The 26,942-nt window shown below is 45.3% G+C and carries 12 protein-coding genes and 1 pseudogene; 1 reads left to right on the top strand and 12 read right to left on the bottom strand.

Features of this window, described 5'->3' with window-relative positions:
• Window positions 1-400: 400 nt before the first annotated feature.
• Window positions 401-814 carry a helix-turn-helix domain-containing protein gene (locus tag D7D25_RS00155; protein WP_076931331.1) on the top strand — a complete coding sequence of 138 codons (414 nt, stop codon included), beginning with the start codon at window positions 401-403 and terminating at the stop codon, window positions 812-814.
• 234 nt (window positions 815-1,048) lie between these two features.
• Here the strand turns inward: D7D25_RS00155 and D7D25_RS00150 are convergent, their stop codons facing one another.
• From D7D25_RS00150 to D7D25_RS00085, 12 genes and pseudogenes are all read right to left on the bottom strand, one after another.
• The gene (locus D7D25_RS00150) at window positions 1,049-2,614 is read right to left on the bottom strand and encodes an ATP-binding protein (RefSeq protein ID WP_122966983.1); all 1,566 of its coding nucleotides are present in this window, start codon (window positions 2,612-2,614) and stop codon (window positions 1,049-1,051) included.
• A gap of 91 nt (window positions 2,615-2,705) precedes the next feature.
• Window positions 2,706-6,500 (bottom strand): family 78 glycoside hydrolase catalytic domain, encoded by a 3,795-nt coding sequence (locus D7D25_RS00145; RefSeq protein ID WP_122966982.1) that lies wholly within the window; start codon window positions 6,498-6,500, stop codon window positions 2,706-2,708.
• 13 nt (window positions 6,501-6,513) lie between these two features.
• Window positions 6,514-7,968, bottom strand: coding sequence for a glycoside hydrolase family 140 protein (locus tag D7D25_RS00140; protein ID WP_122966981.1), 1,455 nt, complete (start codon window positions 7,966-7,968; stop codon window positions 6,514-6,516).
• Between the two features lie 78 nt (window positions 7,969-8,046).
• Complete coding sequence (locus D7D25_RS00135) at window positions 8,047-9,249, bottom strand: glycoside hydrolase family 105 protein (RefSeq protein ID WP_076931334.1); 1,203 nt, start codon at window positions 9,247-9,249, stop codon at window positions 8,047-8,049.
• A gap of 248 nt (window positions 9,250-9,497) precedes the next feature.
• Window positions 9,498-11,951 (bottom strand): glycoside hydrolase N-terminal domain-containing protein, encoded by a 2,454-nt coding sequence (locus tag D7D25_RS00125; RefSeq protein ID WP_076932270.1) that lies wholly within the window; start codon window positions 11,949-11,951, stop codon window positions 9,498-9,500.
• Between the two features lie 81 nt (window positions 11,952-12,032).
• Window positions 12,033-14,909: pseudogene (locus tag D7D25_RS18355) on the bottom strand (glycosyl hydrolase family 28 protein); the annotation flags it as partial.
• A 99-nt stretch (window positions 14,910-15,008) separates the two neighbouring features.
• A complete protein-coding gene (locus tag D7D25_RS00110; protein ID WP_076931335.1) occupies window positions 15,009-17,714 on the bottom strand; it encodes a glycoside hydrolase family 78 protein in 2,706 nt (901 codons plus the stop codon).
• A gap of 1 nt (window position 17,715) precedes the next feature.
• Complete coding sequence (locus D7D25_RS00105) at window positions 17,716-21,042, bottom strand: glycosyl hydrolase family 65 protein (protein WP_076931336.1); 3,327 nt, start codon at window positions 21,040-21,042, stop codon at window positions 17,716-17,718.
• Window positions 21,043-21,184: 142 nt separating this feature from the next.
• Entirely contained in the window at window positions 21,185-22,099 is a 915-nt protein-coding gene (locus D7D25_RS00100) for a glycoside hydrolase family 43 protein (protein ID WP_122966980.1), read from the bottom strand.
• Window positions 22,099-22,770, bottom strand: a complete 672-nt coding sequence (locus tag D7D25_RS00095) for a DUF3826 domain-containing protein (RefSeq protein WP_122966979.1) — start codon at window positions 22,768-22,770, stop codon at window positions 22,099-22,101. The genes D7D25_RS00100 and D7D25_RS00095 overlap by 1 nt, the downstream gene beginning before the upstream one ends.
• Window positions 22,771-22,860: 90 nt before the next feature.
• Window positions 22,861-24,552 carry a polysaccharide lyase gene (locus D7D25_RS00090; RefSeq protein ID WP_122966978.1) on the bottom strand — a complete coding sequence of 564 codons (1,692 nt, stop codon included), beginning with the start codon at window positions 24,550-24,552 and terminating at the stop codon, window positions 22,861-22,863.
• A gap of 249 nt (window positions 24,553-24,801) precedes the next feature.
• Window positions 24,802-26,937: a RagB/SusD family nutrient uptake outer membrane protein gene (locus tag D7D25_RS00085; RefSeq protein ID WP_122967324.1), complete on the bottom strand. Its 2,136-nt coding sequence runs from the start codon at window positions 26,935-26,937 to the stop codon at window positions 24,802-24,804.
• Between the last annotated feature and the right edge of the window lie 5 nt (window positions 26,938-26,942).

Here is a 26,942-nt window from a genome sequence, read left to right as displayed (position 1 = left end):
GAATTTAGCGGATTCGTTATGAAGGCCAAAAAAGCGCTATATTACTTCGTACCGTGGTTTTACGGTACAAAAATAATAATTCGTTTTAAATCTATTATGTTCCCATAGGCATAATTTTTAACAGGATGATGATTTTTTACTTAATATTTACACAATAAAGAAATTCATTCTCTACCAAATTCAATTTTTTTCAACATATAATCAGCTCTTCATAAGCTGATTTAAGAGTCAATGACAAATAATTATTCTTAAAAACAGTAACACAATGACAAAGGAAAAAAGATTTTTTGTGAATAACGGAACAAAATCGACATATAATTATGCGATTTCCGGATATAATTATAAGTATATCACCGAAAATCACTATTTTTGCTATATAACACGGAAAAACAGATAAAAAATGGAAACAAAAGAGCAGACCTTCAAGAATACACATCACGGGCACGCAGTAAAGCGCATTCGTCACTCTTTAGGAATCAAGCAGGAAGTTCTGGCTGATATGATGGGAATCACCCAGGCACGCGTTTCCAATTTCGAACAGAAAAAAGTGTTGGAAGATGAGGTGATTGATAAATTAGCCAAAGCATTAAATGTAGCCCCCGAATTGATCAAGGAACTGGAAGAAGATCCGGTAACGGTGATTATTGAAAACAACAGACTGGATAATAATTCAGGCTCTGCCTATAATTATATTGCCGGAGATAATATTATCAATAACCCGATAGATAAGATTGCAGAACTTTTTGAAAAGTTATTGGAAAAAGAGCAGGAAAAGATTGCGTTATTGGAAAAGTTATTGGGAGAGAAGAAATAATTACAGAACGTATAATTTAATCGAACAAATTCTCGAACTAAGTAAGGGAAAAACTGTCCTGTACGAACGGATGCTCAAACTGGAGAGAGAAAAATGGCCCTTTTGGAACAGTTGTTGCAGGAAAAGAAATAAGATTCCGGCATCTCTATTTTGGCGAACGTGCCTCTTTAAATCCCTCCAGTTGGGACAGATGAAAGGTATATTTGCGGGGACGAGGCATAATAGTGGTATTCGTTATTTATTTAAAAATTCATCTACTTTTGAAGTAAAGAAATAACCTCCGGTTTTCGGGGCTCCCCTGAATTCAATGATCTCTTTTTTTCTTAATATACGGAGATATCGTTCAATTGTGGCAAGACTTTTCCCCGTTCTCTCTGCAATTTCCACAGCGTTCAGCCCCGTCGTCTTCAAAATAAGATCTATTATTTCGCTTACACCCTCATTTACACCCTCATTTACACCCTCACGAACGAGGGAATAAATAGTATTAATTTTATTATCAGATGGTTGCGATATTTTTACACCCTCATTTACACCCTCATCGGAACGAAAAGCGGGATGAATTGGAAGAGTGACTATAAAATAGTTGTAGTTCTCGTCTGTTTCAAAACAGGGTTCGGGAGAACCGTTTTTCGCCATTTCTTTACGGATAATGGGAATACCTGTTCCTCTTCCCTCGGTCATATCCAGTTCCTTTAAGAAATCCCCAATTCTACGATTACGGTATCTCCTGTTCCGGATAATACCTTTCCGAACTTCTTCCAACTTTATGCTGCGGTCGGGGCCACCATAGTTGATTATTTCAATGGCATCGGGGAGAATACGGATCTCAACAGGTTCCCTGATCTCATAACTGCGATGATATACACTATTGACTACCGTCTCCTCCAATGCCCGAAACGGATAACTCCATACACGTTCCGCTTCAGCTTTGTCAGGGCGTTTATATATCTGTTCTTTTAGTGCGATATTCTCAAGCTGTTCCAATGCCTTTTGGATTTGTATGTGTATGGGGCCCGTAATGGCAGGCTTTTCATAAAATGTAGGATCGCCTAATCCTTTGGGAAACTCCACTATTTCAATACGGGAATAGGGAAAGAATTTGTCCGGCCTGAAATTGAACATCATCAATGCAATATTCTTGGGAAAAAGCATCTCATCAGAGCCGTGTAACAGATCCATTGAACGATAAATTTCTACTAACGGCACTTTGTCGAATTCATCCAGTAATTCGCTCTCTACCGTAACCAGATACTCCCTGACCAAGGAAGGGGAAATGTCGTCTATTGTAGCTTGTTGATTGGAACGGTCATCGAATGGAATACGATTTGCCAGGTTAAATAATTCTTCCAGTTCTACTTTACCCGGTCGAACGGTACTTGCATATTTGCGGATATAATACTGATGTTTTTTATCTTTAGCCTTTATATTTTCAGGGACTTCATAAGGACGGTCCATTCCGGCGGGAACCCAAATTACAAGGAGATTTTGTTCGTCGAGCGTCTGAATATCTATTTTAGGACCATAATAAGGGCGTATAAGGTTGTTGTAACCGATCATTTCTTTTTGGATAGCATCCAATTGTTCCGTCGGTATACCTGTAATCGGGCGTTTGGCTCTACCATTCTCTTCTTCGGCGCCTACAATAATATATCCGCCCCCTATGTTTTCAAAATCATTTGCAAATGCACAAATCGTACGATATATAGCTGCCGGATTCCAACCTTTTTTATATTCAATCCGTTCACTTTCAACAATACGTCCGGAGACAAGTTTTTCTATGTTGACAGGAATTGCCATATTTTATTGATTTAAAGAACAAACTTACAATTTATTCTTTAAAGTTCATGAATAGACTTGTATTCTTTTTCTTTTTGGAGTAAACTCACATTCAATATGGCCAGGCTTCGTTTTGAATCGGCGTTCGTTCCAGTTTAGCGGGATCGATTTTCACATATTTAATGCGTTGACGGCGCCAGGTGTAGACAATATGAACATATCCATCTTCTCCTTGGATAACAGAAGGATAGGAGTATTGGCTGACCGGGGAATCCTCCAGGATCAGCGAAGCATACCATGCTTTTCCGTCATCCGATAAGGCGACATTCAACGGGGTTCTGGGCCCTTTCCCTGATCTATCCGTAGGTTTTACGTGATTATATACCAGCAACTGCCGTCCGTCGCGGAGCGTCACGGCATCGGTCCCTGAATTATTATTGGGCAATCCGGACAGCGTCATTTCACCCCAGGTCTCCCCTCCCTCTTTCGACCAGGCTTCGGCCAAGGCTGCATCACGTGTCCTTGCAAGAATTTGCAAAGAGCCATCCTGATAGGTCAGGATACTGGGTTGAATTGCCCTGATCGCTTTTCCATCATTGATGGCGCCCACTTTCCTCCAGGTTTTACCTTTGTCTTCGGTAATTTCGAAATGGACCCTCCAACCGGGAGCGCCTTCCAGACTGGAAGGACAGATCATTCTCCTGCCGATCATGACGGGTTTATTTTTGACCGGCCCGATAAACCCTTCGGGCAGCTCTTCCGGTTCCGTCCATGTTTTTCCGTGATCGAAAGAACGGATCAGATGTCCGGTCCAGTCGCTCACGGAACTACCTATCTTGTAAAAAAGCAATAATTCCTCTCCGGGCACCTGAAACAGCACCGGGTTCCAACAGGCTTTTCTCAACGTATCACTGATAATGCCGTTCGCTACCGACTCCGGTGCTGTCCATTCACCGTTCACCATCCGTGATACCCAGATTTCGACATCGGGATTCCGCTCTTTGGTCCCTCCGAAGAAAGCGGCCACCAATCCTTCAGGTGTCTCGGCGATAGTTGCTGCATGGCACTCGGGAAAGGGTGCTGTTTCATAGAGGAATTTCTCTTCCACAATACCTTTCCTCCACTTTTCGTATCCGGGATCCAGCTCCATAGTGAAGTTGTAATCGCCCGAACCCATCTCCCATATAATAGCGTTTTCGTCCCTGCCCAGTTCTTTTATCCCGTTTCCGGTTTTCAAAGCAACATCTCCTTCCCTGATATTGAAGCTGTTTGCCGGGAAATGCACCACTGCAGTACTGTTGGGCGGAACGGAAACGATCCACTCCAGCCGTTCAAGGTCTTTTTTCCAGTAGCTCTTTACATCCCCGTATGGCGTCTTATAAGAAGCATTGACATAGGATAAGTCCTGAATATCAAAATGGGGTCTCATGATGATCTTTTTGAAAGCGATCAGCTCATCGTCCGATTTTATTCCGGCCATATTTTCGTAGCAAAACGGGATGAAATCACCCAACAGCATCACATGGTTACCAGAATTCATTTCAGGCCGTGCCGTATCGCCATTCCATAATTCCCAGATGGTGGTAGCGCCTTGTTTTGCCATATACCCCCAGCTCGGATAAGTATCATTGGATGCCAGACGGAACGCGATATCGGCCCTTCCCATTTTGGAAAACTCCCGTAAAATCCATTGGGAACCGATCACACCCGTAGGAATGTGGCAGTCATAGTTGTTATTCTTCATTATGCCTGTCACCAGATGGTTCTCTACGGCAGGGACCCACTCTTCGGGGATCATCCCGAAGGCGAGCGGCAACAGGTTGGCTGTCGCCGTATTGTTGCCATAAAACAGGCTGTCAGTCCGGAAGAATTTATCGTTAAATGCTGCTTTTACTTTATCGGACAATGCGTCAAATTGTGCCGCATCATCCTGTTTATCCTGTAAGAGGGCGAATTTTTTCATCAATCTGAGTATCCGGTAATAATAAGCAGTACCGATCAGCGCACCGTCGGTAAGGCGCCTCGGATCTCTTGCATGGATCTGTTCCGGTGATTCAGGTGGCACACACCAGTCACCGTACTTATCACGCGGCATAAGATAGTCCTCTGTCATGTATTCCCCTTTCATATGGCGAACCCATTTCAGCATGCTCTCATAATTTTTTTCAATCGGTTCCTGGTTGCCGAACTGAGTATAAAGCATATCGCAATTGAAGAAGAAAGCGGAAGGCCAGGTCACATTGTCGGAATAGTAATTCCAAAAAGCAGGTGCCACATCCGGTATACATCCATCCTCCCTTTGTGCTTCGCGGATGTCGTCCATCCATTTGCTGTACATCTGGACGTTTTCAAAGAGATAACTTTCCCCAAGACCGCCGATGATCCTGTCTCCCAGCCAGGGCTGACGTTCATTCCGCTGGGGGCAATCCACCGGCATCCCTTTATAGTTGCCCCGTATCCCCCAGAAAGCATTCTTCATGACCTGATTGATCACCGGATCGGATGATTCAAAAGAGCCGGTGATCACCATCTCGTCATTCACTACCTCTCCTGTAAAATTCTTTTTGTCGACTTTGCCGGGATAACCGGTCACCTCGACATACCGGAAGCCGTGATAGACAAACCGCGGTGCCCACTCTTCGATCCCATCTCCCTTCAGGATGTAGGTATCCGTCACTTTTGCATCACGCAGGTTGTCCATATAGAGGTTGCCATCGGGCTGCAAAGTCTCGGCAAAACGAAGTTTCACCATATCACCTGCATTTCCCTGTACCTTAAAGCGGATCCATCCGACCATATTCTGTCCCATATCCAGAATATGCTTTCCCGGTGAGAGTTCTGTAATGGATAGAGGATCGATCGTATCGACCACTTTCATTCCTTCCATCATTTGTGCCCTCAGTGTCCCGTATGGTATGGAAACACGTTCGGCATCCTCCCAGTATGAGTCGTCGTATCCTGCCTTATTCCAGCCGGTCAACTCTTTCCGGGCATCATACTCTTCACCATCGTATTCGTTATTACTTCGGATAGGGCCATCGGCCGTCATCTTCCACGATGTATCGCTCCCTATCACCTCCCTTGTCCCGTCGGTATAATCGATAATAAACGTCAAACGCAACTTCGGATATCCGAAAGTGGGAATTTTATAGGGTTTGTATGCTTGCCGCATGGTATAATAACGGCCGTTACCCAGCGTTACCCCGATCGCATTGTCTGCCACCTGAAGCATTGATGTCACATCATAACTATTGTATAACAGGGTCTGCCGGTAGTCCGTAGGAGCCGGCGCCAATACCTGATTCCCCACCCTGTTGCCATTCAGGAAGAGCTCATATAACCCTAATCCCGAGATATGGACAACAGCCTGTTTCACCGGTTTATCCACCTGGAATTCCTTACGCAGGTAACGTGCCGAAAGGCGTGAGAACTGTGATTCAACATCCCACTTGGCACCCCTGTCCATACCGATCCAGCGTGCCCTCCAGTCATTCTCGGAAAGCAGTCCCATACACCAGAAGGCACTACCGCTCCACACCGGATTGCCTGTATTGGTTGTCACAAGCACTTTCCAGTAATAATAGGTGTTACTCTCGAGTGGTTTTCCTTCGTACCGGATCCATTGTGACTGATCGGAATTGACGACCCCCGAATCCCACATATCACCGCTGTTTTCATCCAGTTTTTGTTGGGATGAAGCGACTAAGATCCGGTACGAACGCTGCATCACATTCCGTTCACCCTCCGCAAAGATCCGCCAGCTGAACCGTGGATTTCTGGCGTCTATTCCTATAGGGTTCCGCAGCGATTCGCATTGAATATCACCTATTGATACCGCTGCAGAGACCGTATAGGTAAAAGAGGCCAGCAGGGTAACCAACACAAATATTCTTATCTTTCCCAACATGATATCGTGCGATTTATTTTTTCAGTTTCTCCTGTGCATCGGGCAGACTATCCCAATCACTTGAAATATACTCTTTAGAGGCATCGACAGCAATCAATACCGTATCTTTCCCATAACGGTATCCATCGTCATCACTAAACCCGGTGACCTTATTATCGAACTCTCCGATATAGGACAACGCCCCATCTTTGGGACTATACCACCATACTTTTTTCCTGTTGCCCGATATTTTGGTCAGGTCTATTTCCATAGGGCGTCCGGTATAATTATAGACCAACAGATAATCATTACCTCGTGTGGCTATCAACCGGTCGTAACGGATACCGTTGGTACCTGCGATCACTGTCTGGTCGGGCACCCTTTCAAAATAGGGGAAAGTCAGCATTAAGTTTTTCAGGTATTTCATCTGGTTGATTCCAGGGTCGTTCAATGCTTCATACCATGTCTTCTGGGCTCCGTAAGCACCACCGATTCCATCTTTCTTCATCTGCATGATGGAATTATGACCATAGGTATGTCCGAACGATCCGGCGAAAACAGACCAGTAAGCATAACGACGCACATCGTCGTCGTTCCATTTCACTTCATTGGGATTATGCAATCCATGCGGAATATCTTCATAGATGGGCTCTCCGTCGATCACCGGTTTTAGCGGTTCCAAAGCAAAGCTGCGTTCAACAAACCGCCAGTTGTCTTCTTCGGTATTCTCTTCGATAGGATATTCGCCGTCACCTTTGCGCTGGCCGTAACGCCGGTGCCCCGACTGGAACATATTGAAATCCAGCCAGTGTTCGTTATGGAACCAGGTACCCGACATAGTCCTGCCACGAGGATGATACGTCATCAAATGATGTTTATCAATAGCCCGGATACTGTTCGCCAGTGCATCCCAGACCTCTGTTTTTACGTCTCCCCGGATATCTCCACCGATAAGCCAAATAATATTAGGACTATCCTTATACCTTTTTGCTAAAAATTCCCCATATTTTCTGGCATCTGCCGTGCTCATTTTTCCTTGCTGCACCGGAGTACCCCACACACAGACCATTCCGATATAGATCCCTTTCCGTGCCGCAGTCTCTATAATATAATCCATATGGTCCCAGTAGCCGTATTCACCTTTTTTATCGATATTCTCAAAATTAAATCCTTCCGGCAGCGCCCATTTCCCGTATGCATTGATCGCGGGCATGGTATTCATGACCATTACCTGTACCACATTGTATCCTTTCTGTTTGCACTGCTCCAGATAATACTCGGCTTCATCCCTGTTCAACCGTGCCGGTAGATACCAGCCGGTCTCACCCAACAAAAAAAAGGGAGTACCGTTTTCATGTTTCAAATAGCGGTTTCCTTCGTCCACCACCAACTTCCCGTTTTTCCACGGGATATAGGTTTCCTGAGCCGACAGGTTATTCGTTAGACATACAACAATAATAATGGTTATCAGGGATTTGAATTTGTTCATATTGATGTTATTTATTTTAGTTTCGTAAGTCTATCAGCAAGATGTAGGCAGCTAAATATGAAACATGTGAAAATTGAGTTATTTATTTGATTTTTGTAATTTCTCCATTTCGATAGCGGCCAAAATAAAGGAGCCGGTTGATTTAGGGTCGTTTTCTATGACCGGTTCACTGATGTAATATTCAAAGGATCCGTCCCTGCGCCTTCCATCTCCCCCTAATCCGGCGACAGCGCAACAGTGAGTGATGGTGTACGTTCCGTCTTCTTCCAGCCTGATAAAATTGCGGATGATCCCGTCAAATCCTTTTTCTGCGGTATCCCTGTAGCTTTGGTCAATATAGTTGTTGTTCAGCGCTTTGGACAGGAAATAGACAAAAAGGGCCGAACCGGATGATTCCAGATAATTCCCTTCCCTGTTTCCCTGGTCCGTCACCTGATACCACACACCCGTAGCGGGATCCTGGTATTTCTTCATTCCTGATGCAAGGGTATTCACTATAACAAGCAGGCTATCGCACCCCTGATGGTCTTCGGGAAGGAAATCGAGGACATCTACCAACGCTGCGGCATACCATCCCATACTGCGAGACCAGAACCCGGGGGACGTACCTGTCTCCTTATCCGCCCAAAATTGTTCTCGTGATTCATCCCATCCGTGATAAAAAAGCCCTGCTTCTTCGTCATAGGTATGCCGGGCAATCATAGTGATCTGGTTGACCACATCATCATAGAGCGCCGGTTCGTTGAAAACAGCCGCATACTGCACCAAAAAAGGAGAAGCCATATAGATACCGTCGAGCCACATCTGGTGCGGATACTTCAGTTTATGCCAGTAGCCGCCTTCCGAGGTACGGGGATGCGTTTGCATCTGGGTATACAGGGTGTCTATCGCTTGTTTATAGCGGGGATCATTGGTTTGTGCATACAGGTCAAAGAGTATCTTTCCGGGACTGACATTATCGATATTATACGATTGCATCGAATATGTTTTGATTTGTCCCCCATCCGTAATCAGACTGTCGGCATAGAGTTTGGCATAATCAAAATATTTTTGGTCTCCGGATACTTCCCACAATTCGAGCATCGATTTGGCGACCAGTCCGAAAGTGTAAGTCCACCTTGGTTTTGTCGCTTTTTCAATCATCCATAATTCCGGAAAACGAACCATTTCCGAATCGGCCATTTTTTCCGACCAGGGCTTCTCTTCGTTTTGTTGTTCGCATGACACGAATAGCAGGGACAGAGCAATAAGAATCAATAAATTACACTTAAGAAACTTCATATATCTCTTTTTTTAATTACAAATTACTAATTACCAACTACTAATTACCAACTACTAATTACCAACTACTAATTACCAATTACTAATTACCAATTACCAATTACTAATTATTAATTACCAATGAGTTGGCATAATACAATTATAGGTACTTGTTCCCAAATTTTTCATTCTTCACTCTTAGTTTTTAGTTTTTAATTTTTCACTTTCAGTTCTTAGTTTTCCACTCTTCATTTTTAATTCTTCATTCTTCATTTTTTATACACCAAATAAGTCTCCCCTGCCTTGGTATTCAGGTCGTAGATAAAGCTATCTGCGATACCGGTGGGGGGAATCTCTGTTTCCGAATGAATAAGCGGTGCGGGAATATCGGGCGTCTCAAAACAGGCATTCGGATTAATCCCTTTCGCCCTTTTTAATCCTTTTCCTTTCAGGGCTGTCCGGGAACGCAGCCGACAATTGCCACCGTTCTTTGATATTATCTTAACCTCACTCACCTCTCCTTCTCTCCATATAATATCTATCTCAAATCCGCCACGGGCGAGTAACCCTTTGACATGTCCCTCTTTCCACAACGACGGTAAAGCCGGAAGAAGATAGATAAACCCATCGTAGCTCTGCATCAACATTTCCGCGATACCGGCCGTACAACCAAAATTCCCGTCGATCTGGAAGGGCGGGTGTGCATCGAAGAGATTGGGATAGGTACCGCCCGGCCCGGAATTTTCCCTGACAAGTGTCAGTTGGTCGGTAATCAATTGATAGGCCTGTTCTCCATCGAGCAAACGTGCCCACAGGCACACTTTCCATCCCATCGACCAACCGGTGGAAGGCCCTTTCCTGTGAATCAGCGATATCCGTGCAGCGTTGAATAATTCCGGAGTACGATAAGGGGATATCTGATTACCAGGGAATAACCCGTATAAATGAGAGACATGCCTGTGCGTATCTTTCGGGTCGTCCCAATCATGCATCCACTCCTGAAGCTGTCCCCATCGTCCGATCTGCATCGGCGCCAACTCCGGCAACCGTTGTCTTAAATGAGCGGCATAATCATGATCCATATCCAAAACAGACGAAGAAGTGATCACACTATTCCATAAGTCGAATACCAACTGGTTGTCCATGGTACAACCTGCCGCGATGGAAGCTCTTCCCCCGCTGCCGGCATGTGTATTTTCCGGAGAGTTGGAAGGAACGACCACCAACCAGTTATTTTCGGGTTCATGCACCATGAATTGATCGAAGAAAAGAGCTGCCTCTTTCAGGATCGGATATACTTCACGTAAGAAATCCACATCACCGGTATAGAGATAATGCTCCCATAAGTGTCTGCACAGCCAGGCGCCGCCGGCAGGCCACATTCCCGACATAGCCCGGTCTACCGGCCCGGTAATGCGCCAGATATCGGTGTTGTGATGAAGGACCCATCCGTCTGTGGCATACATGATTTTAGCTGTCTCCTTTCCCGTTTCCGAGACCTCTTTGATGAGCCTGAACAACGGTTCATTCAATTCCTGTAAGTTGGTGACTTCCGTAGGCCAATAGTTCATCTCAAGATTAATATTGGTCGTATATTTACTATCCCACGAAGGGAAAAGCGCATCGTTCCATATTCCCTGAAGGTTGGCCGGCTGTCCGCCCGGCTGTGAACTCGACAGGAGCAGGTAACGGCCGAACAGGAAATAGGTGGCTACAAGATGCGCATCGTGGGTCTCTTTAAAATTCCGGATACGCTCGTCGGTAGGAACGTCGGCGTATATATCTTCGCCCAAATAGAGGCTTACACGGTCCAGATAACTCCGGTAATATGCCGTATGGGCTTCTTTCGACTCCTGATAATTCCTAATCTTTGCTTTTTCCAGATAATCCGCCGTACGTTGTACTTCATCGGCCGTGATATCCTGATAGTTGTTGAAATTGGTAGCTATGGAAACATACAGTACCACTTCATCGGCATCTACCACAGAGATCACCCCATCCCTGTAAAGCACATTGCCGCCAGTTGCATCCACCGATGCCCGGCCGTGGAACCTCACTCTCCCGGACACTCTTTCGTGAGTAGACGTAACGCCTGATAACGAAACAAAATCCTCACCGGTAGCTATTTTTACGTCTCTGTGCGGTGAGGTAAGGTGCGCGTTAAACGTGATCGCACCGGGCCTGTCGGCTGTCAGCCGGATCAACACTACCTGATCGGTGAAAGAGGTAATAAATTCCCTTTTAAAAGTCACATCGCCCACTTTGTAGGACATCGAAGCTTTGGCCGAATCCAGATCCAGTTCCCTATAATAATCGGAATAGCTGGCGTGTCCCGGAAATGACATCCTCAGGTCTCCGAAAGGCTGGTAGGGCATTCCCGAATTGGTGTTGGACATCACCTTTTTGTTGGCCAAATCCTGTGCTTCTACATATTTACCGGCAAATATCAGTTCACGTATTTTCGGAATATTCTCCAGCGCATCCGGATTCGCATTGCTATTGGGACGCCCCGCCCAGATCGTCTCCTCATTCAACTGGATCTGGTCGATCGCCGGATTGGCATATACCATTGCCCCCAATCGTCCGTTACCGAGCGGCAATGCCTCAGTCCAGACCGCAGCCGGTTTGTCGTACCATAGCTTATATCCCTGACCGTACATGCTTAATGAAAAAGTCATGAAAAACAGACCGAGAAAATAACCTGTAAGAAACCGTTTTTTCATCTTATTCATCCTCTTTTTTTATCTCTATTTGTCATCCGGACTTTATCTCTTTTATCCGGAATCCTATATACATCTTTATCGAAAATATTTCTGCAATTGCTCAAAAGAGCGAATGGCATTTTCAGGATACAGCTCACCATCCTTGTCGAAACTCTTCAACGCCTCCTGCGGTTCCACAGTAATCCGGCCTTCGTCCAACTTCGTTCTATCCAGGGAGAAACGGGAAACAAAAAAATCATATACAGCTTTTCGTTTATTGAACCCAAAATCATGCCCTTCCTCCTCCAGATGCACATTTCCCACATTCCCCACAGCATCATCGTACAATGCATACATATTTTTCAGATAGGGATACTCCAATGAAGGCACACTCGCAGTCCAGTCTCCCCCATCGGACACAATCAGCAGGGGCCGGGGAGCAAACATAGCAGCCAACTCGGCATTATTTGTACCTCCACACGCTAAGAAAACCGGCAATCCGCTCTCGCAGGGACAACCCCCATCAAAATGGGAAGCCAGACTTACTACCGGCGCCATTGCCGTATAGCGATCGTCAAGCACCGACAGCAGGACAGCCTGAGATCCGCCACCGGAACCGCCATTCACCCCTACTCTTTCTCTGTCGATATCATTTCGAGTGAGCATATAATCAAGAATCGCGATTCCGTTCATCGCCTGGATCACATGCGCCGCACTGGAACGATGTGCCTCACTTCCCACCTGAAGGGCCGACTCACCCCATCCAAAGAGGTCATATCCGACACAGACAGCCCCCATTCTGGCTAAAGATCCCATCCTCACCTGTTGGTCTTTCCGGTAACGGCCATCGGCAAAATGGCCATTGGGACAAATGATCAATGCATGTTTCCCTTTGGATAAAGGGGTATAAATTGTACCGGCAACATAAAGACCAGGGAGTGTTTCCAATGCAAAATTCTGCACCGTATAACCATCATATTTCCTGATTTTCGATAAAATAGGTTTTGCATGAACCCTTTGCACAAGCAGATCATCTATTCCAAGTTTCTCCCTCACCTCTGTATAGAGGCATTTTTTTCGTTCTTCCCATGCTTTCCTGTCCGGATACAACGATGCCAGATAGTCAAGCATCTTCTTACCGTCTTCCGGCGTCCTGCGGTGATATTCGTAGGATTTCAACTTATAATGACGATCACTTTGCTTTACAAACTTATAATCAAAGGGGGCAAGTATATTCTCCAGGGTTTCCTCAATTGAATAGGAACGAATCCTGAAATCGGCATACGGAAGCACTTTTCCTATCGTATCGATATCGTAGGAAAGACGCACATTGAACCGTTCGGATATTTCCGCCAGGACCTCACTCAACGGCCTTTCAAACCTGTTTTCAAACCGCTGTTGAGTCTGGTAAACCGGATTATTTTTATCTCCACTTCCTTTATCCAGGACTTCACCTACTCTTTTTAAATAATTATTCATCAACACAACACCTTCGTTTTTACCATCCAATCGCAGAAACGACCTGTTTCCGGCCATCGGAAAACACCCCTGGATAATGAGATCTTTTGAGTCCTGCACTGTGATCAAAGGTTTTTCGTTATCGGGTGTTCCTGTCCATACATTATTCATCATCACATTTTCCGAGTGAGCAATCCTGAACGGCGAGGAAGTATCAATTCGGATATCCCTCAAAGTGACATTTTTGGCGTTTTCGATAGTAGCTCCCTGTTTCGATTGGATATTGATATTGCTGAACGAAATATCGGAAACCGGCATCTCTTCCAGCCCGACGACCTCAATCGCTTTATTCACTTCCGTACCGGTCAGGTTGGATATATGGATATTCCTGAAAACAGGCGTTCTTTCCGAAACCGGTTCCGGGTCCATTTTGCTATACATCAGGTTCATGATGATGGCTTCTTTCTGAATATTCTTCATCACAATATTGCTGACCCTTATCTCCTCCACGATACCTCCCCGCCCCCGGGTAGATTTCAGGCGGATCCCCCTGTCGGTTCCGTCAAACACACAGTTGGATATTACCACTTTTCTTACATCGCCGCTCACCTCGCTTCCGATCACCACTCCACCATGTCCCGACAGCATCGTGCAATTGGTGATGGTAATATTTTCACAGGGAATCGCAAGGTTACGCGCCTGTTCATCGCGTCCCGATTTTATTGTGATGCAATCATCCCCGACGCTGATATGACAATCGGAGATATGCACATTTCTACAGGAAGAAGGATTGATACCGTCCGTGTTGGGTGAAGGGGGATTGTTGATCGTTATCCCGGTAACGGTTATATTTTCACAAAACTCCGGGTTGATCGTCCAGAAGGGGGAATTCACGATTGTGATCCCCTCGATACGGATATTCTCACAACGGATAGTCTGGAAAAGCGGCGGACGGAAAAACCGTCTGTTCAGGGTATTGACATAATCTGAATTGGTCAGCCTGTAGAGCTCTTCCGTATTGTTTTCTTTATCCCAGAGCGGCTGGTACTTATTCAGGTCCTTGATCCCGTTTTTCTGAAGATCGACGATCACCCGGTAGAATTCATCCCACCACTTTTTTCCCTGGCCGTCGATGGTGCCTCTCCCCTTAATCGTGATATTCTCCTCTTCTACGGCATACAACAGCGGGGAAAAACTTTTCATCATTACTCCCTCGTACCGCATATCGACAAAAGGCAGGTAATCATCGAAATTATCCGAGAAAAGCAGGATAGCGCCTGACTCCAGCTCTATCGTGATGTGGCTCTTTAATTTGATGGCGCCTGTGAGATACTTCCCCGCGGGAAAATAGAGCGTTCCTCCGCCTTTGGCCGATAAATCAGCTATCGTATTATTTATCAATTGAGTGTTTAACTTTTCACCGCTATCGTCCGCACCCAGTAATTTCATATTCACATTGTCGGCATAGGAAAGTGATGAAAAAAGGAAGAGAAACAGTATAGATAATTGAAAGTACTTCATATGATTACAATTTAGACACAAGACACAAGAACCAGGACATAAGACAATTTTCCGATTTATTGATTTAGCGATTTGCAGATGAAACCATAAAGATTAGGATTACAGTTTTACAGAATAACTATATTTTCCGCTTCCCGCATCATGCGATTGTTTGTCAGGAAGGATTATTCTGGCCCGGGTATTCACAGGCACCTCTACGTTCAATTGGAATGTGTTGTTTTCTATTTTCCAGTCGACGCTGATCTTTCCATAGAGCGTTTCAGTAGATGCCGAAACAGATGTCAGGTCACCTACCACCTGCGGATGCACGATGAACCGTTCATATCCGGGAAAATCGGTATCGGGTTGGATCCCTGCAAGCCAGGCAAAGAACCATTCATCGATCTGTCCCATCATAAAATGATTCCATGAAGTACCCTGTCGTGGATCCCATTGCTCGGTAAGGGTGGTAGCTCCGAACTTCACCTGAAATCCGTAACCCGGTACGTCTTCGTGATTATTCATGATGTACATCAACTCATTCAGATCATTCTGTGCCAATGTCTGGAACAGGTAACGGTTCCCCACATCACCGGTTGTTAACCGGTTTCCCTGTTTCCGGATATCTTTTACCAGGTTTGCCAGCACCCGGTCTCTGTTTTGCCTGTCTACCATATCAAAGAAAAGGGGTATCGCATTCGATGCCTGGCTTCCGGTTCCGTACTGGCCTGTTTTTTCATCGAAGAACATCCTGTTGAAGCCCTCTTTGACGGATGCCGACAATTCATGATAGTATGTCGCATCCGCATTTTTCCCTACCATTACCGCCGCCTTGCTGAGCAGGGTAAGATCCCAGTAATAGTGAGCCGTCGCCACCAACGGGACGGGCGTATTTTTCGAAAATCCGGCTTTTTCGCCATGATAATCGTACCAATCACCCAGGCCATGCGATACAATATGTCCGGAAGCGGTGGAAGAGAGATAATCCACATAGTTCTTCATTACATCGTAGTAATTATCAATCAAAGAATCATCGCCATAATAGAGATAATACATCCAGGGCAATATGACCGACGCACTTCCCCATTCGGGCGAATCCCTGAAACCTCCGTCAAACACCACAAATTCGGGTGCAATACTGGGAACCAGCCCCGTAGGTAGCTGGGCATCCCTGATATCCTGCATCACCTTGGGGATGAATGTTCTCAGGTTGTAATTATAGTAGAGGCCCGGTCCGTTCAAATGAACCTGCTCCAGCCAACCTAATTTCTCCCTGTGGGGACAATCGGTAAACACAGCCTGCATGTTACTTCTTACGGCATTGCCGATTATCCTGTGTGCATTATTGAAGATGCTGTTTGAACTTTCAAATGTAGATATTTTTTCTGCCGAATTATAGATAAAGCAGGAGTTAATCTCTTTGAGTCTCGGTAAACCGGCAGAGGTTTGTTGTTCTTTAGACGCCAGATCAGCCTGGATATACCTGAATCCGTAATAGGAGAAACGGGGACGCCAATATTCATCTCCCTCTCCCCGCAGTACATATTCATAGTAATGCTTACTTCCGGTTTGTTTCTGGCTTACTGTTCCGTCCTCATTCAACGATTCTCCGACAGTCAGCCGGATGGTATCGCCCTTTTGTCCGTTCACCACTATTTCCGGGAAACCGGACAGGTTCTGTCCCATATCCATCACATAACGATGGTCGGAAATTTTATTGGTCTCCTTCACGCCAAAACGCTCCATGATCTTTACAGGAGTGGCCTGCTGTGCCCTCAACTTTCCTCTCGGCGCGTCCTGGACAATAACAGGGTTCCATTCTTCATCATTGAATGCAGCCGTATTCCATCCCGGCTGTTCCCTCGTGGCATCATAATCCTCCCCTCCGTAAATACAGTTGAAGGTGATGGGGCTATAGTCGTATTTCCAGTTTTCGTCCGACTGCACCTCCCGGGTTGTTCCATCGGAATAAGTGATGATCATCTTGAAAAAAAGCGTCGGTGGTCCGAAGCTCACCAATAGTTTCCGGTATCTTCCCCCTTGCACATTATAAAATCCGTTCCCCAATAATATACCGATCGCATTTGCTCCCTCTTTCAAATATCCGGTTACATCGTAGGCGTTGTAATACACTGTTTTATCATAATCGCTTACAAGAGGTGCTAATTCGCTTTCACCTATCTTTTCTCCGTTCAATGAAAATTCATACAACCCCAGTCCGCAGACATACGCCATAGCCTCTTCGACTGTTTTGCCGGATTCAAAAGTCTGCCGCAGGTATATGCTCTTATTGGATAAGGGATTGACCTGCTCCCAAAGGGATCTGTTCTCCGGCCTCCCCATGACTGTTGAGTGAAAATTCCTCCCTTTCGGAAGTCTGGCATCCTGATGAGAGACAGACCCGATCCATTCGGCGTTCAGGAACGCTGAAGCCGGCGCCATGCGAAAAGAATTTTTCTCACTCCATTCCGACGGCTGGTTTTTCTCATTCCATACTTTTACCCGCCAGAGATATTTTTTCATCGGTTCCAGTACCCTGTTACCGTCATAAGCGACATAGCGGCTGTTTGATGAGATCGTTTTTCCGGTACTCCAGAATAGCTTCTCGTTACCATCGACCAGTTCATATACTTCAATCTCATAAGCGCTCTGATAAGTACCATTCTCTTCGGAAGTGATCTGCCAACCGAACCGGGGGTGGGTTGAACTGACCGTGACGGGTGATTCCATCCTGTCGCATGTAAGACGAACCACTTCAAAAGCCCCGGCTTGTCTTACACTCAAACAGAGAATCCAGATACACAGCAATGATATTTTACCCTTCATACTACAAAACATCCTGACAAACTATTTTTTCCAATTGATCCGATCTTCCCGCTTCTTTTCCATCCACAAAAATCCTGAAACCTTTTCCCTGATGATAGCGGTCTCCGTTTTTATCCCATAGGATCGTAATACTCCTACCGTGGTATGGCAGATTATCCAGACAGAACCAATCCCATTTATCTGCCGGCAACAGGGGATTTACAACAAGGGTATTGTCTTCCTGGGGACGAAGCCCGATCAATCCGGTAATCAACAGATCATTAAAGGTGGAATGATTGTAATATTTGCTCCTCTCCTGATCCCCTTTCAACCAATAGCCTGTCACTTCATCCTGATATTCACCTATGTAGGGTCGTCCCCTGTGATATTGTGATTCCACGTACAGTTCCATCAAACGATAATAGATACTGTCGTTCACGGTGGTCTGGGAATAGTTATTCATGAAATTGGCCATCGCCGTCATGGTCTGGCTGGTCGCAAACGGCCAGATTGCTCCGTCCCATTCACAATTACAGCATCCTGCTTTACGGAAAAGCGGGTGACGCCGTTCGGCTGTTGTCAACCCGTATGGGGCCAGGAAACCCTCTTCATCTGTAAGTTGTTCCCAGGCTACATCATATTTCCCCTCATCCGGCAAATTAAAATACCAGGGGATATAGCCGATCGCTTCCCTTACATTGGCCAGAGAATCCCCTCTGTGTGTTTCAAAAAACTGATGCTCTTCGTTCCAGAGTACCTGATCCACCAGATTTTTTATCGTATCCCTTTTCAATTGGTATTCCCGGGATTTTTCTTTCTCACCGGCCAACAGAGTGATCTTCGAGAGAGCATCCGCATTTCCGTACATATAGCTATTGATGGTGGGGCGGGCATATTTTTTGCGTCTTCCGCCACTGATCGACTCCTCCATCCCATCCTGTACATCTCCCTGCCAGTAGAGGTTATTCGGTAACCGGTGAGTTGTCTCCCACCTGCGGTATTCATTTTCCAGATCGGGTAACAGGTCAAGCAGGAATACGCTATCCTTGTCTACCAGATAACGGTTATAGAGGGCGTCTGCCGCCCACGAACTGAAATTACCGAATCTCTCCATCGGCTTTCCTTCATTTCCTCTATACCAGGCGTGGATATACTGGTCAAGATATTGCGGATCGCGAAGCCATCGCGACTCATAGATGTGATGACCAAAAGCACAGGCAATCATATTGTATTTATCGGCATACGACCTGTTTACCAGAAACTCGGTCATGACGTACCCTATGGGAGTCTCTTTGATATGTTTTCTCAAGGACCACCAGCGATAGTAGTACATCTCTTCAAAATTCTCCTGAGGACATTCAAACAGCGGTATATTTTTTCTCATCCATTCACTCGATTCACTGTTTGGAATAGCCTGAACAATATTCTCCTCTTCCATCCGGTTGAAGTAGTCCGCATAGTGCCTGAAATGATCGTAACGAAGGATCATGCCTTCCTGATAACCACTTATATCGGACGTACGAAGGTTCCTGATATAAAACGCAGACAACGGATCTTGCTCTCCCGCATCGGGCAGGTCGTCATAGTTATCCGCCGGGGTCTCAGGTGTCGGATGCTGGCGTAATTCGCCAGTCCTGAACACGATTCTTTCGATGGAATGAACCGGTGCAAAAAATCTCCTGACACCTACCCTCTTTTCATTCACATAGACCACTATTTCATTATTGGATGCCGATAAATCTGCCCTCACCGTATATTCCCTGTCAGACTCATATTGCATCATGTTGGAGAAACGGGCTCCCCCTTTTACCCTGAAAACGCCTTCCGGTGTCAGTTCAAGGCGGGAACAGGCAATACCGTTCTCATCCATGAATTCAATCTGCAAAGTGCCGTTGGCCACTTGTGCGGCCATCACTTTGAACGAAACGCTTAATTCCCCGGTTTTAGGAATTTTCCTTTCGATCTTCGCATAATCAAACGGATCTTTATCTTCCAGCGCAAGCCAGGTATGCCCCTCTTTTTTCTGCAGTGAAACCGGTGCCCATAGCGGAGAATAGATATTCCACTCTGTCAGATCGGATAACTTTTCTTTGGTATCCAGGTCATCGTTCGCATGGGCGGTAGCATCCGTTTTTACAGGTACAGGCACTCTGGCCACCCACATATCCTCTTTGTTCATGCTGTAGGTTACCCAAAGATCCCCATCGGGCGGGACACCGTTGCCTTCCTGTATCCCCCGGACATATTGCGGCCCGTAGGACTTATAGTTTCCACCATATCTCATCGGGGTGATCTCACCATGTACAAGGTTCAGCGTAGTGTATTCTATCCCGTCAGTACTGGTAGAAATAGCCAGGGGCCACCTGAATTCCGCCGGATTATATACAGTGGCATAGGTGCCGTCACTCAACCGCTGCCCCCATATTTTGGCGTTACTGTTGATAAAACCTCTCGCCCTTTCGACGGGTTCCAGCCAGGTTTTTCCGCCGTCTTTACTAATGGAAGTCAATGCATGTTTCCATAAACCTACCACGTTGCCGTCAGGCAGATGATAATAGGAAAAAGCCTTATATTGTTTCTTTAACGGAATCAACGGGTCATCCCTGTCCGACTCTTCGACCCATTGCATCATATAGAGCGGATTTTCCAGGATTTCCCTGCACGCTTTCACAAATTCTTTGTCCTTGCTTCTCTCGAAATAGGGGTAGTCCGTATTTTTTTCGTTAAACTGATGATTATAGCGGATAAAATAGATGGGACCGAAAGAACCGTCTTTTTTAATTTCACGGACCACTCTGCCGATCCCGTTCCCATCGTTGGGATCATCTTTTTCATCTAACGCGATACCATAGTATCCCATGGCGATAAGACGGTCCGACTTGGATACATAGAACCCGACCCTTTGATGCATGATCGCTTCCAACCCTTTTGCCACCATCTGGTTGCCGGGTTTTGTGAATCCGTCAGGTACTTTGTATCTCGGGAATAACACCATCGGATCACTCCATCTGTATCCATCTTCCGAAGTCATTAAAAATGTCTGTGACGGGGGGATATGCTCACCTACTTCATCCGACAGATACTCTAAATAAAATTTTCCGTTCCAATAAGCCAGCATGGGTTGGTGGTTATAGGTCCATCCATACCCGTTGGAAGCATCCGGATACTCCCTGTTTGCCCGCATTACCTGAATGTTGTGTACCCCAACAACCGGTGATAACTGTCCGTCATGATAAACCGGGTTCGAAAGCTCCCGCCCGCTATAATATACTCTGTCCTGTGCACCGGATATCATTGAAACTGATGCAAACAGCACGCAACAAACTAAAATATGCAGGATATTCTTCATATAAATCAAAAAATAATGCATACATGAGACGAAAAACTGTTTGTTTTGTACTCAAATTGTATTCATAATAGAAATAAAAAAGCTATCTCAAAAACTATTTGAGACAGCCCTCTTCTTCCTGCAAATATAGAAGTGTGTTTTATCAACTTTTTAGCTTATTGACCACCGAAAGGGGCACTTTAATGATCGTTCCATGTTTATGTCCGTTCGGGATATGCATTTTATCGGTAACATCCTCAAAATGTATAAAATCAGTTGTTTTCATCGCCCCATACTTTTTTTTACGATACATATCGAAATATACCAGATACTCCTCCCCAGCCTTTGTCACGGTAGGGCCCTCTACAAATTTCTCAGTGAACGGCTCAGACGGCTCGGAATAAGGGCCAACGGGTGATTCCGCAAATGAGATTTTCAGGTTTCTTTCAAGTCTTGTATTGTCTTTTAACACTAACACATAATCCTTTTCAGCCCTTTTAACGACCACCGCATCAATCACGCTGAATCCCGGATCCAGAAAAAGCTTGGTTTCGGAAAAAGTTTCAAAATCTTTTGTGGTCAGATAATACAGCCTGTGGTTGTTATCCTCATCCTCGATACCTCTCTCAAATTTACCGGGAACACAAGATGCCCAGACAATTATATATTGATCATCCACATCGTCATAAAATATTTCAGGTGCCCATACATTGACGGTCGTCGTATCTTGCATGGCAGAGATCATCTTCGGTTCAGACCAATGGATCAAATCTTCGGACTGTGCATATCCAAATCCTAAATCCCCTTTCCAACTGGTAGTCCAAACCAGATGATACAAATTGTCAGGACCTTTCACAATGGAAGGATCACGCATTAACTGATGCTTTCCCAACGATGGTTTCAGCCATACTCCATCTATACTTTCCCAATTATATCCATCTTCACTATAAAGAAACCTGAGTCCCTCATCAGCAGGTTCATGAAATGAAGTAAACAGAAAAACCTCTTTCCCATCCTGCGATGCGATGCATGCAGAAAAGATCACAACAACAAAATACAATAGTAGTTTATGTTTCATTACATTTTATTTCTTTTGGCTTCTTCGATACGCTTATTCCATTCAATACGCTCCTGGTCGAGATCGTATCCCTGCTGAGACAGATAGTTATTGATCTTGCCCTTATATTGCCTGAAAACCGCCTGCTTGTCTTCCGACGACCCCATATTCATAGCCTTATCCCTGGCCTCAAGCAGTTGATTATAGATATACTCTTTTTCTTCCTGTTTCAGGGTGGGTATCAGCTCGGTAAACCCCCGGTAGTTATGGTCGAAAGCACCAAGGGTCATTCCATCTTTGATCCCGTCAATCTGCTGGTTATTTAAATATTTCGACAAATTACTAAGATACTTCTTCTGTAATTTCAGCAGCTTTTTTTCAGCCTTGTTTTCTAACCTGCTTTTCTCTTTTTCCAACCTTTCACCCGATAATCCGGACTGTTTCAGTTCTTTGATCTTCCGATCTTTCTGATCATGTATCTTGTTAAGATCCCAATATTGTTTCACCATTAGATCACGTACTTTTTCTTTGATCTCTCCTTCAGGAAGATGAACATACTGATCCAATATTTTATCAGACCTATTGCTCAACACCTCAAGATATTCTATATCCTCAGGTGTTTTGGTTTTTTGCGCATTTACCGAAATCAATCCGGTAAGGAGAAATGCTATCAGGAAAATATATCGTGTCATAATTTTAAAATGTTTATCCTTCACATTATTGTACCTGCAGCAAGCAACAATGCAAGGCAGCTTACAGTCCTTCAGTTGCTCTGTGTTATTTTATTCTTGATGGAGGGGTCCATTCTCCTTTAGCGTATCATAATTGAACTGAAGGTTACTCCAATCAATTTTTGTTTCGGGATTAATACCATTGATGAATTTCTCGATATTGGTATACCCATCGCCATTGATATCGCCATTGGTATCCGACGGATCGTTAGGGTTCAAGCCGTACTTTACTTCCCACCAGTCGGGCATGCCATCACCGTCTGAATCCTGATAAGGCTCACCCTTATATTCAGGATAACCACCCACCTGACTTATATCGGTGATGATACCCAGTTTATAGGAGTCGTCCGGCAATCTGCGATGTTCAAATTTCGGCACATCATCGGTACTTACGTTCTCTGCATATTCAATGACACCTGTTCTTACCACCCTTGAGATCCTTTCGTCCACCGCATCCCGTTTGGGAAGTGTGGCGCCGGCATTCTCAAGTACATAGTCATAGGCTTCGTAGGCATCCAGAATAGTCATGGAAGGCATCGCGAAAGGAGTCTTCCTTCTTATTTCATTTGTATAGTCTCCTGCATCCGGAAAGCTTTCGACCTGCACTCCTCCGTCCCAGTTATCCCTGGTTACTCTCTCGTTGCCTTCCATTACATTGCCATTCACAAAAGCCATTCCATATACTTTACGCGATAATTGGCTCCGGCCCGATTCCGGTTTCAATATCCTGTGGCTGACAGGTCCTCTGGTGGGTGTCACTGGTCCCGGCTTATAATAGTTGTTGATGATATTGTATTTTGCAGTATAATCCCCGCCGTCTACAGAGCGGTGCATCCAGTTAAAGACCACATTATTTACAAAATTAAATACCCCGTTCCATCCGATAGAGGGATTACGTCCTGTATTATTGGCAAACAGGTTTCGCATAAAAGAACAGTTTTCACCTCCCAACGTGGCACCAAAAGAGTGATTCCATGTGTCAAGAGCTTCTGCGAAGATAGAATTCTGGATAGTGATATTCACGGCACCCAACTTTAGATCACTTTTACCGGTACTGTCATTCCACATATGCCTGTAGATTGACATGTTTTCATCCAATCCCCAACTGGCGGAAATATGGTCCAGCATGATATTGCCGACCGGATTTCCACCTATCGCATCGTCGCGACGGCCTATCCAGGTTTCTCCTCTGCGGAAACGCATATGCCGTATGACCACATCATGGGTGTTGATCCAGAAAGACTCACCTGCCACGCAGATTCCGTCACCGGGCGCGGTTTGTCCCGCAATGGTAATATAAGGAGCTCTCACGATGATGGGGGATTTCAGTTTGATGATACCTGATACATTGAACACAACAATACGCGCACCTCCCTGTTCGCACGCTTCCCGGAGCGAACCAGGACCACTGTCGTTCAGATTCGTTACCGTGATCACCTTTCCACCCCGGCCTCCAAAACTATAGGCGCCTCCCCCTTCAGCACCGGGGAACGCAGGAATATGGGCCTGCGGCAAATCGGACGGTCGCGCCGCCCAGGGAATATAAGGCCTCCCGGCCCTTGCTTCTTCTTCGATAACGGGTAAGGCCTTTTGCCACGCTACATCAGATTGACGCCGTGCCTCCTCCATCATCTGATTTGCTTCTGCCTGTACTTCCTCAGGAATCCTTGGATATTGTGCTTTGATAAATGGACCACAAAGCAATAATATGGATAACACGGGAAAGAATTTTTTACTGTACATGTTCTTATTATTTTATCTTTCTGTTACTTTAAATATGACAAATATAGCTGAGTTTTGTAATCATTAAATATCTAAATCCGTAAAAGACATCACTGTTTAACAGCGTTGTTTTTTACGGATTGGTACGTTCTTTTACCTTTTTCAATGCCTGTTTTACCGAATAGCACCTATCAATCATTGTGACCTTCCAGTCCGCTCCTTTACTCAATAAATGTTCCACAAAACATACAAGCAAGTATCCGGTACGGATTATTCAGCCAACGGATCGAAAGTTCCATACGTAGCACCGCTTCTGATGTCCGTCCAGCCAATAGTCTGTAATAAAGTAACATTTGCTTTTTGGGCACTTTCCGTGAGACCGATCAAATAATATTCCGGTTTAAAAGTAACATACCTGCCTTCCTGATCCCCTTGGCGAATTTTACGTGTCAGATACGTTTCGTAAAAAAGAGCCAAATCGTCAGTCTGACTGCTTAAGTCCAGCTTTAAATCTAAAGCAGCAGGACGGTAACTTGCGATCGGATCCGAACCCTGATTCTCGCTGGCATTTGTTTTCGCCGTGAGTTCAAAATTATCACGGCGTTTCCCATTGAGTGGTTGTACCCCCAGATAAGTGCAGGTGTTTCCTCCGAATCCCGAAAGCGTCCAGGTGGTTGGTGCTCCGTTGATTTGATTCATATTTATTCCGCCATCCCACAACAGCCATCTGCGCATATCGTCGAAGCGTTTACCTTCATAAGCCAATTCAATCTGGCGTTCATAAAGAATGGCTCCGAACAACCGGCCTCTATCTCCAGCCAACGATCCGTCCAATCCGCAATCGCCCGTATATCCTACACGTCTACGAATTTCCCTCAGTATCTCTAAGGCCTCTTGCCCTTGTCCTATTCCACAAGCTGCTTCAGCTAAATTCAACAACACTTCGGCATAGCGAATCTCCATATAGGGTATAGCACTCTCTCCGAACGATCCCTGCCTATTCCCCTCCAAACTCCATCTGTAGAGTGTAACCGGCTCCGGCGAGGTCATGTCAAAATCGTTAGTGCGTTTACGTATGTACATACTTTTGTAGCTGAGGCCCAATCCGTCTGCCCCATATCCACTCTGTGTAATATCATTTTTTTTCTCATCCTGGGCATACCAAGAATAGTTCCATAACTGATACTCTTCACCTTTATACGGAAATGCAGTTCCTAGCGACGTAGGATCTCCTTCAAACCGCCAGTATGTGCCGGGAAAACCAAAGGTTCTGTAAAAACGGGGATCGCGATTCATGAAAAATTTCAGATTATCGTAAAGATATATCTCAGATTCCCCCGGTTTCTTACCGTCTGCCATAGGGAACAGATCCACCATCATGGCCGTCGGGGTCAAACCACCTCCACCATTGGCGTTGACCGGACGTATACTTTGTTCACGGCGATTGTTCCTGTATATCTCGTGGGCAGCATTGTCGTCATGTACCTTATTGTAAAGCGTAACAAAAACCGCTTCATCACTGTTGAACTCGTAAAGCATTTTTGCCCATCCGGATGCATTGATACCCGGCGCGTCTTTATATGCCAGTCCGAAATTACCTTCGGTCAAGGCGGCTATAGCAGCTTTGTTGGCATCATAAGCTTCCTGCCAGCGGTCAACATGATCAGTACGATTAAATAACGGGCTGGCATAGAGCAAACGCGCACGTCCGGCCAAAGCCAGAGCCGCACCCTTGGTAATACGGGCGAAATCATCATTCCCCCAACGTGCAGGCAACATATTGGCCGCCAACTCCAAATCTCCACAAATAAAATCAATACACTCTTTGGTGGTAGAACGGGGAACTGCTAAATTTTCTGCTTCACTCACGTCGGCGATCTGCACGGTCTTTATAATCGGAACTCCTCCATATGTTTTAACCAGTAAGTAATACTGCCATGCACGAAAAAAGTAAACCTGCCCCAGCAATTCCTCTTTTTGTTCATCTGAGAGCTTACTGCCGGAAATGCCCTCGATCACATCGTTGCAATTACGAATCTCGCCCCAAGGTCCCGCATTGGTTGCCTTGTTTACATGGAACCAGTCTATCAGATTGCTCGAAGACGTAATCACAACATCAGGATGCACAAAATTAGATAGCCCACTGAATTCCTCCGTTGATTGAGAGTGTAGGTCACTCCTGCCAGTACTTGGATATCTGTACGACGGATCGTTGTTCACACTCGGAAGCAGACGCAGGTAAATATCATCAACCCTTAATTTTGCACCCGTATAATCGTTATATATCTCCGGAGAGAGATTGCTATAATTGGTCTTTTCTTTCAGGAATTCGTCGCTGCATCCAGTCAAGACTAAAATGCACAGTAAGGAAAAAGTACTAAAAGTTATTGAATATATATTTTTCATCATTG

The sequence above is a fragment of the Proteiniphilum sp. X52 genome (genome assembly GCF_003712195.1).
GTDB lineage: Bacteria > Bacteroidota > Bacteroidia > Bacteroidales > Dysgonomonadaceae > Proteiniphilum.
This window is presented reverse-complemented; position numbering and strand designations above follow the sequence as displayed.